This is a genomic window from Butyrivibrio sp. (assembly GCF_017635265.1).
Taxonomy (GTDB): domain Bacteria; phylum Bacillota; class Clostridia; order Lachnospirales; family Lachnospiraceae; genus Butyrivibrio.
The window spans coordinates 1-15,511 of the sequence record NZ_JAGBLU010000146.1; the positions used below are offsets into that span (position 1 = coordinate 1).

Sequence of the window (15,511 nt, forward strand, 5' to 3'; positions counted from 1 at the left end):
AGCGTGAAGCCCCCCTCAAGATGAGATATCCCTGCTTTTAGCAGTAAGACCCCTTGTAGAGTACGAGGTTAGATAGGCACAAGGTGTAAGCATGGTAACGTGTTGAGCTGATGTGTACTAATAGGTCGAGGGCTTATCCAAGCTGTGAGAACTTGCTGAGGTATTTACGAAGCTAGTTCGAGCGTGTTATGGTGAAGTTGCAAAGCAACTGAGGCATAACTTCGATAGATAGTATAGATAGGATTTAGATAAATCAGTGTTCGTGTTGTGTCGTTTAATGAAGTAGTTTTGAATTTAACGACACACATACCGAAAATTGAGACGAGGTTATTTCGAGTCCATTTTCGGTAGTGAAGAAGGTACAAATTTTAAAGAAAAACTAAAAGTATAAAAAACTTATAAATGAATTCTTAAAAGACGGTCAAATAGCCGTCTTTTTTGTTTTTTTATATTTATTTTCAGAAAACTATGCTATACTAAATGAGGATATTTAAATAATTTTCAATCGGTTTAATGTTATTTTTTCAATTTTATAACTTCACTTTTTTTACTAATTTATTACGAGAGGTGAGAGAATGGAATCAAAAATCCTGCTTGAAAGTGGTAACAATGAACTAGAAGTACTTGAGTTTAAAATCGATGATCATTGCTATGGCATAAACGTTGCAAAGATCAAAGAAATTATTGTGTATCAGGAGGTTACTCCGGTACCAAATGCACATCCTAGTATAGAAGGTATATTTATGCCACGTGATACTATGATTACTGCAATTGATTTGAGAAACTGCTTGCAGCGTGGCGCATCAAAAGCAGGTGGATTGTTTATTATAACAAACTTCAATAAATTGGATATAGCATTCCATGTTGATTCTGTTGTAGGTATCCATAGGGTTTCATGGGCTGATATTATTAAGCCTAATGCAACTATTTCCAAGGCTGAAGAGAGTATTTCAACAGGTATCATCAAGTTTGATAATCAGCTGATTATTATTCTCGACTTTGAAAAAATTGTATCTGATATCAATCCTAATACAGGACTTAATATGGATGCTCTTTCAGATATTGGACCTCGTCCAAGAAATGAAGTGCCGATTGTTCTTGCAGAAGACTCACAGCTTCTTAATAAGCTTATTGTAGATTCACTTAATAAAGCAGGTTATAATAATGTCAGACATTTTGAAAATGGTAAGCTTGCATACGACTATATCAAGGCATGCAAAGATAGGAATGAGCTTAACAATATTAAGTGCATCATTACTGATATAGAGATGCCTATCATGGATGGGCACAGATTAACGAAACTTGTAAAGAGTGATGATGCTACGAAAGATATTCCACTTATTATTTTCTCATCACTTGTTAATGAAGAAATGAGGAGAAAAGGTGAATCTTTAGGAGCTGACAGACAGTTGTCAAAACCTGAGATTGGTAATCTTGTAAGTGTAATAGATGAACTTGTTAATGCTTCAAGCGCAAGCTAATATTAACTGACTATAACTCCCTTTGCCTCTCAGTTATGAAACACGTTTTCAATGACTGTTCTGCAAAGGGAGTATTTTAATATAATGGGTAGTTAAGAATTACTATCTAAGACAACAGGTGGTGCGTAAATGATCCAAAATTTGGCCGGTTATATACAAAGCTTTGATAGCATTGTGATAGGAATAGGAAATGAGTGGAATTGGGTAAGTAAAGGACTTGCAAGAGACGAAAGATATAACAAGTTATTGACTTATTGTAGAGATGAGGAACATAGCTGGTTATTACCGGTTATTGAATATGAATATGCCTATTATCAGACAGATACTAAGATTGAGAACGCATATAAAGCCCTTAGAAATATAATCGGTGATAAAAAATATTTTCTGGTTGCAGATATATTTTTACAGGATGCTCTTATGTATGGATTTGATCCATCAAGGAGTGTCTATCCATGCGGAACTTATATGTATTTGCAGACTTCGGATATTGATGATACGTTGAGGCTTTCAGACAAAACTTCTGAGTTTATGGGGCTTGTTAATAAGATTCATGGCATTATTATGGAAAATGAAGGCGAGTTTGACGAACACGATACATTTTTACAGCCTTTTATAAATGATAAAATGCTATATTTGAATCAAAAAAGAAAAGAATATCGTTCTATTAAATACAATGAAAGTGCATATCAGGATAATTGGACTTCGTATATGAAGTTTTTAACTGATACGCTTAATTCAAAGCTGTTATTGCTAGAATTAGGTGTAGGTCTTGATTACCCTACAGTAATCAGGTGGCCATTTGAAAAAGTTGCTTTTATCAATAATAAAGCGCGTATGATAAGGGTTCACGAAAAGCTTTATCAACGAACCCCGGAAATACAAGACAAAACGGATTCTATACAGATGAATTCTGTTAACTATATTTTGCAGGAGAGTAAAGGAATATGAATGCCAACAATGAAGAGTATCTTGACAGCTTGCTTAATTCAGCCAGGTCAAGTGATAATCCTCGGTCTGCTCTTAGCAGAATGTCAACCCAGGGAGGCCGAAAAGACTCTACATTGCCGGGGGAAGGTGATGCAGGGGATATTGCTGCGCTTGTAAGTAACTCAGGTGGTACAAATAAAGATTTAAGTGATATTGGAAACTTATTGGATAAACTTGATAGAAATGAACTTGTTGATGAGAAGATGGCAGATCTTTTGGAAAATATTAGTATGCCGACAGATTCCGGAATTCCAACTTTTACAGTTGGCACCGATCCGACAGCAGATGATGTCCGGGATCCTGAAGAAATAGCTCTTGATGAAGCTATTGCCGATGCTGAAAGGATGGATGCAGAGGCACAAAGTGGTAAATTTTCCGATGATAATGATAATGAAGAGAATAGTACTGCAGAAGGGGACGTAGAACAACCGCCCCCTGTTACTCAAAGGACTCCTATTATAGATGAGTCAGCGGAGAATGACTCTCTTTTGGAAATGGCTCCGGAGGTGATGCTTCCGGAGGAATTGGAAAGAACTTTGGAAAATGAAGTTGAATCAGATGCTGCTGAAACTCCTGAAGAAATATTGACAGATTTATTAGATGAGGCAACAGGTAGTAGCCTAACCGAGCCTGAGTCTGATTCAGAAATCAGTCTTGCGAATGCTCTTGATAATATGCAGGAAGCTGATGATATCAATGTTGATGAGTTATCATTAGAGGATCTTGAAGCTGCAATGGATGGAGCTTTATCCGAGGAAGCTACACAGGAAAAAGGTGTTGATTCAAATAGTGAAAGTGCTGATGAAATTGATCTGGCACAGATGAAAGCTATGCTTGACATACCTGAGGTGATGGATGACAGAGCTGTTGATGATGGAAATAATGATTCGGAGCCTGTAGAAGAAGCAGTTAAAGAGCCTGAAGAGTCTACTATGGAAGAAACTGTCAATGAGGAGGTAGAATCTACAATGGGAAATGATGCATCTTCAGTTACAAAGCCTGAAGGAGATATATCATTGGAAGCAATACAGACTAAAAGTCCGGAGAGCAATGGCTTTGAAGAGGTTTCTGATGATGATTTTAATCTTGATGACCTTGAAGCAAGCCTTGATGATCTTTTAAGTTCTGAAAGCAGTTCAGATTTTGCAGAGGGTGAAGTTGCCCAGGTTGAAAATACCAAGGGAAGTGCAACATCTGCAGATGGCAGTTCAGGTGAAGGAGATGTTGCAATACCGGATCTTGATGCATTGATGAACAGTCTTGCCAATGATGAAGTTGAGGATATCGAAAATACGGCTCATTTGGATGAAGAAGCAGGAAGACCGGAAGATTCTGAAATACCTAAAGAAGAAATTTTAGATGCCCTTACCGAGGAAACAGGTGAAGATGATTCAGAACCATCACTTGGCGATCTGGCTATAGAACCTGATATAAGCAGCGACGAAGAAAATTCTGAAGATGAGGAAACCGGAAAAAAGGGAAAAAAGAAAAAAGAAAAGAAGGAAGGCTTTTTTGCACGCTTATTTAAGGCTCTCACCAAAGAAGATGAAGAAGTGATTACTGAAGGTCTTGCCAGTCTGACTGAAGAAAATCAGCAGGTTCTTAATGAACTTGGTAATGAAGGTAAGTCTAAAAAGGAAAAGAAGAAAAAAGAAAAGAAACCTAAAAAGGAAAAACCCAAGAAGGAAAAACCTCCAAAGAAGGAAAAGCCTCCAAAACCAAAGAAGGAAAAGAAGCCAAAGCCTCCTAAAGATCCGGGAGTTCCCGAAAAAGCGATTGCACCAAAGAAGGTTGCAATATGTGCTATTTTTGCTGCATCACTGGGAATATTATTTGTAATCCCTTCGATGGTTATACCGGACAGAGTTACATCTACCAGAGCTTCTAACGCATACAGACAGAGAGAATATACAACAGCCTATAAGCTTTTATATGGAAAAGAGCGTACTGAAGAACAAAATAATATTTATGAGCAGTCAAGAGTGCTTGCATGGGCAGAAAGATATTTAAACGGATATGAGAACTATATTGCCATGAACATGGAAGAAGAGGCGCTTGATATGCTCCTTATGGCCATGAGAAATCAGGAGGAGCTACTTGCGGAAGCTGCTAAATATGGTGTTGAAATTCAAGTTCAAAGTGTTTATGAAAGCATTGAATCATTATTATCTGTAAATTACGGACTTGAGGATCAGGATGTAATAGAAATAAATTCGATAAAGAAAGAAAGAGATTACACTATCCGAATAATGGAGATTGTCGGAACCTTAGAATCATGATACACTTGAAAGCATCGGATATCTCGGAAGGAGTTTGATGCTTGATGGTAGCTATTATTGATTATGATGCTGGTAACATTAAAAGTGTAGAGAAAGCGTTTGATTATCTTGGTGCGGATACAATAGTTACCAGAGATCCCAAAGAAATCTACAGGGCAGATCACGTTGTCTTACCCGGGGTAGGTGCTTTTGGTGATGCAATGAATAAAATAAATGAATATGGTCTTGAAGAGACAATTAAAACCGTTGTTTCAAAAGAGACACCTTTTATGGGTATATGCCTGGGCTTACAGCTTTTATTTGACTCCAGTATGGAGTCGGAAGGAGTTCGTGGCCTGGGCATTTTGCGTGGAACAATAAACAGAATTCCTGAAACGGACAGTATTGGGAATAATTATAAGATTCCTCAAATAGGCTGGAACAGTTTATCTTTCCCCAAAAAGGGACGTTTGTTCAGAGGGATTGATGAAAATGCTTATGTTTACTTTGTTCATTCATATTTTTTACGAGCTCAAAACAGAGATGAAGTAACTGCAACAACAGATTATAGCGTGACTATTGATGCTTCGGTAGAGAGTGGTAATGTTTTTGCATGTCAGTTTCATCCTGAAAAAAGTTCAGATGTCGGAATGCAGATACTTTCAAATTTCCTTAATGTATAAGAGAGGCGCCTATGCTTACAAAAAGAATCATCCCTTGTCTTGATGTTAATAACGGAAGAGTAGTAAAGGGAATAAATTTCGTGAATTTAAAGGATGCAGGAGATCCGGTGTCTGTCGGAGAGGCTTATTCAAAAGCAGGAGCCGATGAACTGGTCTTTCTTGATATCACGGCTTCCAATGAGAGAAGGGCAACCGTGGCAGATATGGTCAGAGAAGTTGCCAAAAAAGTTTTTATTCCGTTTACTGTTGGAGGTGGTATAAGAACAGTAGAGGATGTAAAAGCTATTTTAAGAGAAGGTGCAGACAAGGTTTCTATGAATTCTGCAGCTATTGACAGGCCGGAGCTTATTGCTGAAGCTGCTGACAAATTTGGAAGTCAGTGTGTTGTTGTGGCTATTGATGCCAAAAAAAGAGATGACGGAAGCGGATGGAATATATATAAGCATGGCGGAAGGATTGATACAGGTCTTGATGTGATAGAATGGGCTAAAAAGGTAGTTGACCTTGGTGCCGGTGAGATTCTTTTGACAAGTATGGACTGCGATGGTACTAAGGCAGGTTTTGACATTGAGCTTACAAAGAAAATTTCAGAAGCTGTGAATGTTCCTGTAATTGCATCCGGCGGCGCAGGAGAGCTGTCACATTTTTATGATGCCCTTACAGTTGGCGGAGCAGATGCCGCTCTGGCAGCATCATTATTCCACTATAAGGAACTGGAAATAAAAGAGGTAAAAGAGTACCTTAAGAAAAAGAATGTTCCTGTCAGATTATAAATGTTTTTGAGAGGCTTTAGCTATGGCAATGATTTCTAATGACTGGCTTCCGGCACTTTCCGGAGAGTTTTCAAAAGACTATTATAAAAGTTTGTTTTCTTTTGTAAAAAAAGAGTACGAAACGCATGTGGTATACCCACCTTCAGATGATATTTTTAATGCACTTCATTTGACACCACTTAAGGATGTTAAGGTTTTGATCCTTGGACAGGACCCCTATCATGAACCCGGACAGGCTCATGGCCTTTCGTTTTCGGTATTGCCGGGAAAGGCAGATACACCACCTTCACTGGTAAATATTTATAAAGAGCTGAATGATGACCTTGGCTGTAAAATTCCCAATAACGGTTATCTGAAAAAATGGGCTGATCAGGGAGTTCTTTTACTTAATACGGTGCTTACTGTCAGGGCTCATGAAGCCAATTCTCATCAGGGAAAAGGCTGGGAAAAGTTTACAGATGCAATAATAAAAGCGGTTAATGAAAAGGATGAACCTGTTGTATTTATGCTTTGGGGAAGACCTGCCCAGTCCAAAAAAGTTATGCTTAACAATCCAAAGCATTTAATACTTGAAGCTCCTCATCCAAGCCCTTTATCGGCATATCGGGGATTCTTTGGATGCAAGCATTTTAGCAAGTGTAACGAGTTTTTACTTAAAAACGGTATTAAACCAATTGATTGGCAAATAGAAGATATTTAAGCTGAATAATAATCCTTGCGTTTTTGTACATTACCATGTTAAAGTGATGGAGAATTATTATTTTGCGGAGGACTAATATTATGAAAAAACCATTCGTAACTAAGGCCCAGGTAGAAGATATTGTAAAGAAATATCCTACGCCTTTTCACATCTATGATGAAAAAGGAATAATAAACAATGCAAAAGCTGTATATGATGCATTTTCATGGAATAAGGGATTTAAAGAGTACTTTGCCGTAAAGGCAACTCCTAATCCTATACTTATGCAGATACTTAAGGAACAGGGCTGTGGTTTTGATTGTTCTTCCAAGACAGAGCTTATGTTAAGTGAAGCAGTTGAAGCTAAGGGTAGTGATATCATGTTTTCTTCAAATGACACGCCTGCTGAAGAATTTGTCTATGCCAATAAGATTGGTGCGATAATTAATTTGGATGATTTTACCCATATTGATTTTTTGGAAAAAGCCATTGGTAAAATTCCGGAAACCATTTCTTGCAGATATAATCCCGGCGGAGTTTTTCAGATGAGTAATGGAATCATGGATAACCCCGGAGATTCCAAATATGGAATGACCAAGGATCAGATTATCAAGGCTTATACAATCTTAAAGGAAAAAGGTGCAAAGAAATTCGGAATCCATGCTTTTCTTGCAAGTAATACAGTTACAAACGAGTATTATCCTATGCTTGCAGGGCAGCTTTTTGAACTTGCCGTAGAGATAAAAGAAAAAACAGGCATTGCCCTTTCATTTATAAATCTTTCAGGCGGTGTTGGTGTTCCATATAAGCCGGATCAGGAAGGTAATGATATTAAGGCTATCGGAGATGGAGTAAAGGAGCAGTTTGAAAAAATACTTGTTCCTGCAGGGATGGGTGATACTTCTATATATACAGAGATGGGGCGCTTTATGCTGGCACCATACGGAGCTCTTGTAACCAAGGCTATTCATGAAAAGCATATCTATAAGGAATACATAGGAGTTGATGCCTGTGCGGTTAACCTTATGAGGCCTGCTATGTACGGTGCATACCATCATATTACGGTTTTGGGAAAAGAAGATGCTCCGTTAGATCATGTATATGATGTTACAGGCTCTCTTTGTGAAAACAATGATAAATTTGCAATTGAAAGATCACTTCCGGAAATTGAAATGGGAGACTATCTTTTTATTCATGATACCGGTGCTCATGGTTATTCAATGGGATATAATTATAATGGTAAGCTTAAGAGCGCAGAGCTTTTACTTAAGCAGGACGGAAGCGTTAAGCTTATAAGAAGAGCCGAGACACCTAGGGATTATTTTGCAACATTTGATTGTCTTGGTGTTATGGAGAAATTATACAAGATAATGGACGGGGGAAATTAAGTGCTTTTAGCATTCTTTTCATGTTGGTCACTTCAGTTGATTTTAGGAATTACCGTTAGAAATCCTCTAACGGTAGTTCTTTTTGCGTGTCTTTATTTATTAAATAAAAAATCTGCTATAACAGGAAAAAAAGTACTTCCTGTACTTATGGTTTCGACTGTATCATCAGCGATAATTTCATTTTTTTTAAAGACAAAAGTAACTGCCGGATTCGATAGTGCATTATTTAGATTAGGGTCAATGACCATACTTTTTGGCGGGCTTGTCTGTCTTTTTTATATTATCCTTAAGGTTATATTTTCTGCTGAATCTAAAGATGAAAAAACTAAGGCAATTTCTGATAATAAGTATCTCGAAGCAATAAAAACAAAGTACTGTAACGTGTTCAATACTCCCTTGAAAGTGTTTTTGCTTTGCTTTTTTAGTTGTATGTTTTTCTGGCTTCCATACTTTCTTTATGAATTTCCTGGGATAATGACTGCAGACTCTTTAGTCCAATACGAGCAAATAGCAGGGCTTAGGCCATATTCCAATCATCATCCGATTGTTCATACGCTTTTGATAAAACTTTTTTTTAATATTGGCTTTTTGGTAACAGGCAATGTCGTAAAGGCTATTAGCTTTTATACTGTTTTTCAGATGATTTTCTTTTCGATAAGTCTTTCCGTACTTGTTATGGAAATAAGGATTCTGTCAGGTAAAAAGAATCTGTTTTTAGAGATGATTGCAATTATATTTTTTGCGTTGGTTCCGTTTAATGCAGTATTTGCCGTCACTATTTGGAAGGACATTCCATTTGCTGCACTGACAATTCTTTTTGTGTGCATGATAATTGAACTGGTAAATGGGAGAGGCTCGTGGATTGGTTTTATAGTCTTGGGCGTTTTGTTTTCTTTGTTTAGATCTAACGCATGGATTGCATTTATTCTTTGGTCAGCAGTCTGTGTTTATGCTTTCAGAAAAAATATAAAGATGGTGCTTGTTTCTGTTTTTACAGTACTTATCATCGTTAGCATAATAAAGGGACCTGTTTTTGACTTATTTGGTGTAGAAAGACCTGATTTTGTGGAATCTTTGTCTGTTCCTATTGCGCAGATTGCAAGGGTGCTTGTAAATGACAGAACACTTACCGCAAAGGAGCAGGAACTTGTTGATATGGTCATAGATACCACATATATTCATGAACTTTATGCTCCGGATTATGCAGATAATATTAAAGAACTTGTAAGAGCGGGAAACGTTAAATATCTTGAAGAGAATAAGTTTGAATACTTTAAGCTATGGGCTGGGCTAATGGTAAGATATTTTGGCGATTATGTCAGTGCCTGGATAGACCTTTTGGGCGGATATATATATCCTGATTTTTCATATGCAGTTGGTGATATTGATGGAATCATGGGCAATGATTATGGTCTTGTCTGGATGCCTCAAATCGGTGGCAAGGTAGTAGTTAAGCTAAAAGAAATCGTTATTAAGCTTGGAGGATTTATTCCAATCTATGGGATGTTTTGGAGCATTGGAACCTACTCATGGATACTTTTTGCAACGCTCTTTGTGAGTATAAAGAAAAAAATTAAAGTACCGGAAATGTGGCTTTTACTCTTTATGCTGGGAACTCTTTTAATAGCTGCACCAAATCTGGAATTCAGATATGCATATTCATTGGCACTTGTGTGGCCGCTTTTAATCAGCCGTGCTAATTCTTCAAATCATGCTTGATTCCACGGATTTTGTGTAGTATCATAACTTAAGTGCATATTTGTATACAATTATCCAATTAAACACATTGAGATCAGAAAATATGAATCAACAGATTAATGAGTTTGTAGAACATCTGAATAATGTTAAGAAAACCAGTAAAAATACCTGTCTTTCATATAAGAGAGATCTTGAGCGTATGGCTTCTTACATGCATGAGCAGGGTATTGATGAAGTCGGCGACATTACAGAGGATAAAATAGCTGACTATGCAAATAGTTTAAAGGATGAACATTTTGCCCCTGCATCCATAACCAGGCATTATACTTCCATGAAAGCCTTTTTCAGATATATGGTTGAGAATGGGAATATAGAAGATAATCCTGCGGAAATATTAAAGAGTCCTCATGTTGAGAAAAATCCTCCTCGAATTCTTTCTACAGTTGAAATAGAAGGGCTTTTTGCTCAGAAATTTTCGGATGATGCTAAAGGGAAAAGAGATCGTGCTATTTTGGAACTTTTATATGCAACGGGATTAAAGGCTTCGGAAATGGTTAATCTCAAGCTTTCTGATGTGGATTTGGGAATAGGATGCCTGCGTCTTCCAAGGAGCAGTTCTGATCCAAGGCTCAGACTTATTCCCTATGGCAGAAAGGCAAAAACAGCTTTACATGACTATCTTTTAGATGCAAGAAAAGAGCTTCTGGGAAATCTGAAGGACGAGGGGTATGTTTTTGTCAATTGCAATGGAACATCCATCAGCAGGCAGGGACTATGGAAACTAATTAAAACATACGTCAGAAAAGCCGGTGTTGATTCTGATATTACACTCTTTACGTTACGGCATTCTTTTGCAGCACATTTGGTAGAAAATGGAGCGGACATTAGTTCTGTTCAGGAGCTAATGGGATATGCAGACAGCAATACTATTTCACAGTATATTTCCAAAGATGAACAAGTTAATGACCCATATGAATGGGCTAGAATAAGAAATTGATTAAGTGTTAATGAAGGAGAAAAAAATGGCAGCAAGTAAAGTTCAGACAAAAAAGTATTCTGAAATGAGCAAGCAGGAGCTTGAGCAGGAAAGAGCAAGGCTTAAAACAGAGTATAAAAAGTTTCAGGATATGGGACTTAATCTGAATATGTCCAGAGGAAAGCCATGCAGAGAGCAGTTGGATCTTTCTATGGGAATGATGGATGCTCTTAATTCTGATGCGGATCTTTCTTGTGAAGACGGAACAGACTGCCGTAATTACGGTGTTTTGGATGGCATACATGAGGCTAAGGTTCTTATCGGAGCAATGATGGAGAATAAGCCTGAAAATATTATCATCTATGGTAATTCTTCTCTTAATGTTATGTATGATACAGTTTCAAGAGCATATACACACGGTATTATGGGAAATACTCCGTGGTGTAAGCTTGATAAGGTAAAGTTCCTTTGTCCTGTTCCCGGGTATGACAGACATTTTGCCATTACTGAGTATTTTGGAATTGAGATGATTCCTGTTCAGATGACTCCGACAGGTCCTGATATGGATGAAGTAGAAAGACTTGTAAAGGATGATGAGTCCATTAAAGGTATATGGTGTGTTCCTAAATATTCAAACCCACAGGGATATTCTTATTCTGATGAGACTGTAAGAAGATTTGCACGTCTCCGCCCTGCAGCAAGAGATTTCCGTATTTTCTGGGACAATGCCTATGGAGTACATCATTTATATGACGGAAGCCAGGATTATCTTATTGAGATACTTGAAGAGTGTAAGAAGGCAGGAAGTCCGGACCTTGTATATAAGTTCTCATCAACTTCAAAGATTACATTCCCCGGAAGTGGAATAGCAGCAATTGCAACCTCGCTCAATAACCTTGAAGAGATTAAAGCTCAGCTGACATACCAGACAATCGGTCATGACAAGGTTAACCAGTTAAGACATGTTCGCTTCTTTGGTGATATAGCCGGAATCAAGGCACATATGAAAAAACATGCTGCAATCATAAGACCAAAGTTTGAAGCAGTAATTGAAGCTTTGGAGAGAGATTTGGAGCCTGTGGGAATAGGTTCATGGACAAATCCAAAGGGCGGATATTTTATCAGCTTTGATGCTCCTGATGGATGTGCCAAGGCTATTGTAGACAGGGCGAAAAAAGCCGGTGTAACGATGACAAAGGCAGGAGCAACTTATCCATACGGAAAGGATCCTCACGACAGCAATATCCGTATTGCACCTACATTCCCGTCACTTGCAGATTTGAAGCTTGCAATGAGCGTATTCACAGTTTGTGTCCGTATCGTTGCAATCGATAAGCTTCTTAAAGAAATGGCATAAAGATCATAAAAAAAGAGCTTTGACTTGTTTTTTATCTTGAACAAGTCAAAGCTCTTTTTATTTGTAGCAGATAATTTTACGATGTATCTTTGAATCATCAGGGCTTGTTATCAGGCAAGCTCAGCTATTTCAAGGAGAAGTCTTTCTGTATCAGGCCAGCCAAGGCATGGATCTGTAATGGATTTTCCGTAGATTCCATCGCCGATTTTCTGGTTTCCTTCTTCTATATAGCTTTCAATCATGACACCCTTAACAAGATTTTTGATGTCGGAATTAAGATTTCTTGAGTGAAGAACTTCTTTCACAATTCTAATCTGTTCTTTGTACTGTTTGTTTGAGTTGTTGTGATTAGCATCAATAATAGCGGCAGGATTAACAATTTCACGCTGTTCATAGAGTTTAAGTAAAAGGCTTAAGTCTTCATAGTGATAGTTAGGAAGTGACTGACCATGCTTGTTGCTTGAACCGCGAAGCACACAGTGAGCAAGCGGATTACCGTTGGTAGTTACTTCATATCCTCTGTAGACAAAAGAATGTGACTGCTGAGCTGCATATACTGAGTTAAGCATTACGCTGAATGTGCCACTGGTTGGATTCTTCATTCCGGCAGGAACATCAAATCCGCTGGCTGTCATACGGTGCTCCTGATCTTCAACAGAACGGGCTCCGATGGCAACATAAGAGAGTATGTCGGCTACATAACCCCAGTTTTCGGGATAGAGCATTTCATCAGCTGCAGTTAAACCGGATTCTTCAATAGCCTTGATCTGCATGTGCCTCATGGCTATAAGACCTGCATGGAAATCGGTTTTGCCTTCGGGATCCGGCTGAGAAGTGATTCCCTTGTAGCCTTCACCTGTGGTACGGGGCTTGTTTGTGTAGATTCTAGGTATGAGAATCAGCTTATCCTTTACCTTTTCATTAACCTTACCAAGTCTTGTTACGTAGTCACAAACAGCATCCTCATTGTCTGCTGAACAAGGTCCGACAATGACAAGGAACTTATCGCTTTTTCCTGTGAAAACATCAGCAATCTGCTGATCACGTTCTTTCTTTAACTTTGCAAGTTCTTTTGTTAATGGAAACTCATCCCTGATCTCGTCAGGCGTAGGGAGTTTCTGAATGTATTCAAAAGACATTTATAATTCCTCCATCTAAGCTTTTTCAATCACGCATGACATACTATATCACTTTAAACTGTAAAAGTAAACTGATTTTTCCTATTTTTATGCGCTTTTACATTATATCATCTTCGCTAACTCCGTAGAGCCTTCGTATTTTTTCATTAATTTCCCTAATGCCCATTGCACGGTCGGTGGTATTTTCTGATATTTCATATGCAAGTTCTTCTATACTTTTCATTGTAGCTTCATTGCTGTATGCAATGGGGAGCTTTTCTATGGCGGACCTTAGTACTTTCATGTTTCTAAAGGTGTTTCTGTAGTAAAAAGCCATTACGTCAGAATTTAATATAGCCATAATATATAAAGCAGAATAGCCCGGTACTTTAGGAATAAGAATATTTGCGCTGTTTAGTGAAAGAGTTCCTTTGGTATCATATGAAAACACCGGCTCATTCGCAATAAATCTGTAAAAGAGTTTTTCTTTTGCCCGATAAACAGAAATAGGAGCAACCTGTTGAAATTTTTCCGGAGTAAACTGTATATAGTTTTTGGGAGTGTTACAGTAATACTTATTGATATCTGAGCCTTTCAGAATTTCTTCATATCCGGAAAGCTTTTTATCAGATAAGAATTCTTTGTTTGATCCCGTTACGATCCCTAAGGCAAAATCTGCCTGATCCTTTAATGTAAAATGAGAAACCGACAGAATTTTCTCTGTTATTTTGTATGCTTCATTGCCTGAAAGAATATGAAAACTTTTTTCGTTTATTCTCTCAGAAGATGCCTCATAAGATGAACAGAGATTCAGCTCTTCTCCGGCAGTTTTTTTGAAGTGCCTGACCACTATTTTTGATGTGGTTTTCCCAGTGATTTTAAGTATAATGCAGGGACACTGCACGTTGTCGAATATTTCTCCCAGATAAATAATTGCAGATATGTGCGCATTTTTTTCTATGACATGACGTATTTTCTGATGATATTCGGCGCCCAGAAGAGTCTCCGGCAAAAGAAAAATCACGGAGCCCTCTGAATGCATATTTTTTATTGCTTTTTCGATGAAAAGATCAAAGGATTCCGGTTTGCCGGAACCTATGGCGCATTCATATTTTTCTTTTAAGGTTGTGAGCTTATCTTTTGAAAAAATACTGCCCCAGGGAGGATTTCCGATTATGTAATCGGTTTTGCAATAAATTTCATTCCCTAATAGATAATCCGCGGTAATAATGTTATCGGTTATGGTTTTAAGTTGTTTCCGGGTACTGACTTTATATTTTAAAGCGATGTTGATTCTTGCAATTTTTACCGCCATCTCATCTATGTCAAGGCCATGAATAAACTCAAGCGGGTAAGAATCCGGAAGCCTTAAAAGAAAGTTCCCTGTTCCGCAAGCCGGATCACAGATGCTTTTTTTTTCATCAGGAAGGAAGCTAAGCAAAAGATCTACAGCAAAGAATGGAGTGTAGTATGATCCTGTTGCTTTTTTATCCTGAAGGCGTCTGAGGGATATGTATATAAATCCAAGTGTGTCTTCAGAAGAAATGAATATTAAAGGAAATTCAGAAAAATCGTATGCATGATCACAGGTGTTATTGTTGGTTATTGAAAGCGCATTTACTACAAATGCAGGGAGAGACAGCTGTGTCATGAAGCTTTTGGCATAATAGTCAATAACTTCATCTATCGGAATATTTTTGCCTTTGGCAAACTCCAATAATCGGATTATTGTTTTCATGTTTGGTGAAGCAGAAGATATATATTTTCTGGGAATATAATTAGAACTGTTTTTACTCTTATTCCTACGGGAAGTCAGCTTATGTGTTTTTTCAATATCATTGGTGATACGTTTTACTTCTTCAAAAGATACATATTTTTTGTATTCATCGTCTTTAAGGCAGATTTTACCAAGCCTGATCCAGTTTCTTACTGTGGCTTGAGATATATTAAAGTATTCACTTACTTCTCTTATTGTCATGTTTTCTTTACCCATGAGGACATTATCGAAGAATTTAGGCTCTTTTGCAATAGTTTGAAAGTAGTAAAATCATGGAATATAATCTTAAGTGTATAAATTGATAGCGGAGAATAATAAAATCTATATTACATTATC

Annotated in this window: 12 protein-coding genes and 1 rRNA gene; 11 read left to right on the forward strand and 2 right to left on the reverse strand. The window is 37.6% G+C overall.

Annotated features, from left to right (window positions below):
* From J6O61_RS18875 to J6O61_RS18925, 11 genes are all read left to right on the forward strand, one after another.
* Positions 1 to 141, forward strand: a 23S ribosomal RNA gene (locus J6O61_RS18875); the annotation flags it as partial.
* 434 nt (positions 142 to 575) lie between these two features.
* A complete protein-coding gene (locus tag J6O61_RS18880) occupies positions 576 to 1,481 on the forward strand; it encodes a chemotaxis protein (RefSeq protein WP_292215860.1) in 906 nt (301 codons plus the stop codon).
* A 129-nt stretch (positions 1,482 to 1,610) separates the two neighbouring features.
* Positions 1,611 to 2,429 (forward strand): hypothetical protein, encoded by an 819-nt coding sequence (locus J6O61_RS18885; protein ID WP_292215861.1) that lies wholly within the window; start codon positions 1,611 to 1,613, stop codon positions 2,427 to 2,429.
* Positions 2,426 to 4,747: a hypothetical protein gene (locus J6O61_RS18890; protein ID WP_292215862.1), complete on the forward strand. Its 2,322-nt coding sequence runs from the start codon at positions 2,426 to 2,428 to the stop codon at positions 4,745 to 4,747. The genes J6O61_RS18885 and J6O61_RS18890 overlap by 4 nt, the downstream gene beginning before the upstream one ends.
* A gap of 44 nt (positions 4,748 to 4,791) precedes the next feature.
* A complete protein-coding gene (gene hisH, locus J6O61_RS18895) occupies positions 4,792 to 5,409 on the forward strand; it encodes an imidazole glycerol phosphate synthase subunit HisH (RefSeq protein WP_292215863.1) in 618 nt (205 codons plus the stop codon).
* Positions 5,410 to 5,420: 11 nt separating this feature from the next.
* Positions 5,421 to 6,182 (forward strand): imidazole glycerol phosphate synthase subunit HisF, encoded by a 762-nt coding sequence (gene hisF / locus J6O61_RS18900; protein WP_292215864.1) that lies wholly within the window; start codon positions 5,421 to 5,423, stop codon positions 6,180 to 6,182.
* 22 nt (positions 6,183 to 6,204) lie between these two features.
* Positions 6,205 to 6,882, forward strand: coding sequence for a uracil-DNA glycosylase (locus J6O61_RS18905; RefSeq protein WP_292215865.1), 678 nt, complete (start codon positions 6,205 to 6,207; stop codon positions 6,880 to 6,882).
* Between the two features lie 77 nt (positions 6,883 to 6,959).
* The gene (locus J6O61_RS18910) at positions 6,960 to 8,249 is read left to right on the forward strand and encodes a diaminopimelate decarboxylase (protein ID WP_292215908.1); all 1,290 of its coding nucleotides are present in this window, start codon (positions 6,960 to 6,962) and stop codon (positions 8,247 to 8,249) included.
* The gene (locus tag J6O61_RS18915) at positions 8,250 to 9,968 is read left to right on the forward strand and encodes a DUF6020 family protein (RefSeq protein ID WP_292215866.1); all 1,719 of its coding nucleotides are present in this window, start codon (positions 8,250 to 8,252) and stop codon (positions 9,966 to 9,968) included. It abuts the gene before it with no gap.
* Positions 9,969 to 10,050: 82 nt separating this feature from the next.
* A complete protein-coding gene (locus J6O61_RS18920) occupies positions 10,051 to 10,944 on the forward strand; it encodes a tyrosine-type recombinase/integrase (RefSeq protein ID WP_292215867.1) in 894 nt (297 codons plus the stop codon).
* A 25-nt stretch (positions 10,945 to 10,969) separates the two neighbouring features.
* Positions 10,970 to 12,280 carry an aminotransferase gene (locus tag J6O61_RS18925; RefSeq protein ID WP_292215868.1) on the forward strand — a complete coding sequence of 437 codons (1,311 nt, stop codon included), beginning with the start codon at positions 10,970 to 10,972 and terminating at the stop codon, positions 12,278 to 12,280.
* 110 nt (positions 12,281 to 12,390) lie between these two features.
* Here the strand turns inward: J6O61_RS18925 and J6O61_RS18930 are convergent, their stop codons facing one another.
* A complete protein-coding gene (locus J6O61_RS18930) occupies positions 12,391 to 13,419 on the reverse strand; it encodes a 3-deoxy-7-phosphoheptulonate synthase (RefSeq protein ID WP_292215869.1) in 1,029 nt (342 codons plus the stop codon).
* A gap of 97 nt (positions 13,420 to 13,516) precedes the next feature.
* On the reverse strand, positions 13,517 to 15,391 hold the full coding sequence (locus J6O61_RS18935) for a TaqI-like C-terminal specificity domain-containing protein (RefSeq protein WP_292215870.1): 1,875 nt from the start codon (positions 15,389 to 15,391) through the stop codon (positions 13,517 to 13,519).
* Between the last annotated feature and the right edge of the window lie 120 nt (positions 15,392 to 15,511).

Coding starts and splice junctions, on each gene's coding strand:
- hisH (WP_292215863.1), top strand. CDS start 4,792: ATGGTAGCTATTATTGATTATGATGCTGGTAACATTAAAAGTGTAGAG.
- J6O61_RS18925 (WP_292215868.1), top strand. CDS start 10,970: ATGGCAGCAAGTAAAGTTCAGACAAAAAAGTATTCTGAAATGAGCAAG.
- J6O61_RS18920 (WP_292215867.1), top strand. CDS start 10,051: ATGAATCAACAGATTAATGAGTTTGTAGAACATCTGAATAATGTTAAG.
- J6O61_RS18890 (WP_292215862.1), top strand. CDS start 2,426: ATGAATGCCAACAATGAAGAGTATCTTGACAGCTTGCTTAATTCAGCC.
- J6O61_RS18885 (WP_292215861.1), top strand. CDS start 1,611: ATGATCCAAAATTTGGCCGGTTATATACAAAGCTTTGATAGCATTGTG.
- J6O61_RS18905 (WP_292215865.1), top strand. CDS start 6,205: ATGGCAATGATTTCTAATGACTGGCTTCCGGCACTTTCCGGAGAGTTT.
- hisF (WP_292215864.1), top strand. CDS start 5,421: ATGCTTACAAAAAGAATCATCCCTTGTCTTGATGTTAATAACGGAAGA.
- J6O61_RS18880 (WP_292215860.1), top strand. CDS start 576: ATGGAATCAAAAATCCTGCTTGAAAGTGGTAACAATGAACTAGAAGTA.
- J6O61_RS18935 (WP_292215870.1), bottom strand. CDS start 15,391: ATGGGTAAAGAAAACATGACAATAAGAGAAGTAAGTGAATACTTTAAT.
- J6O61_RS18930 (WP_292215869.1), bottom strand. CDS start 13,419: ATGTCTTTTGAATACATTCAGAAACTCCCTACGCCTGACGAGATCAGG.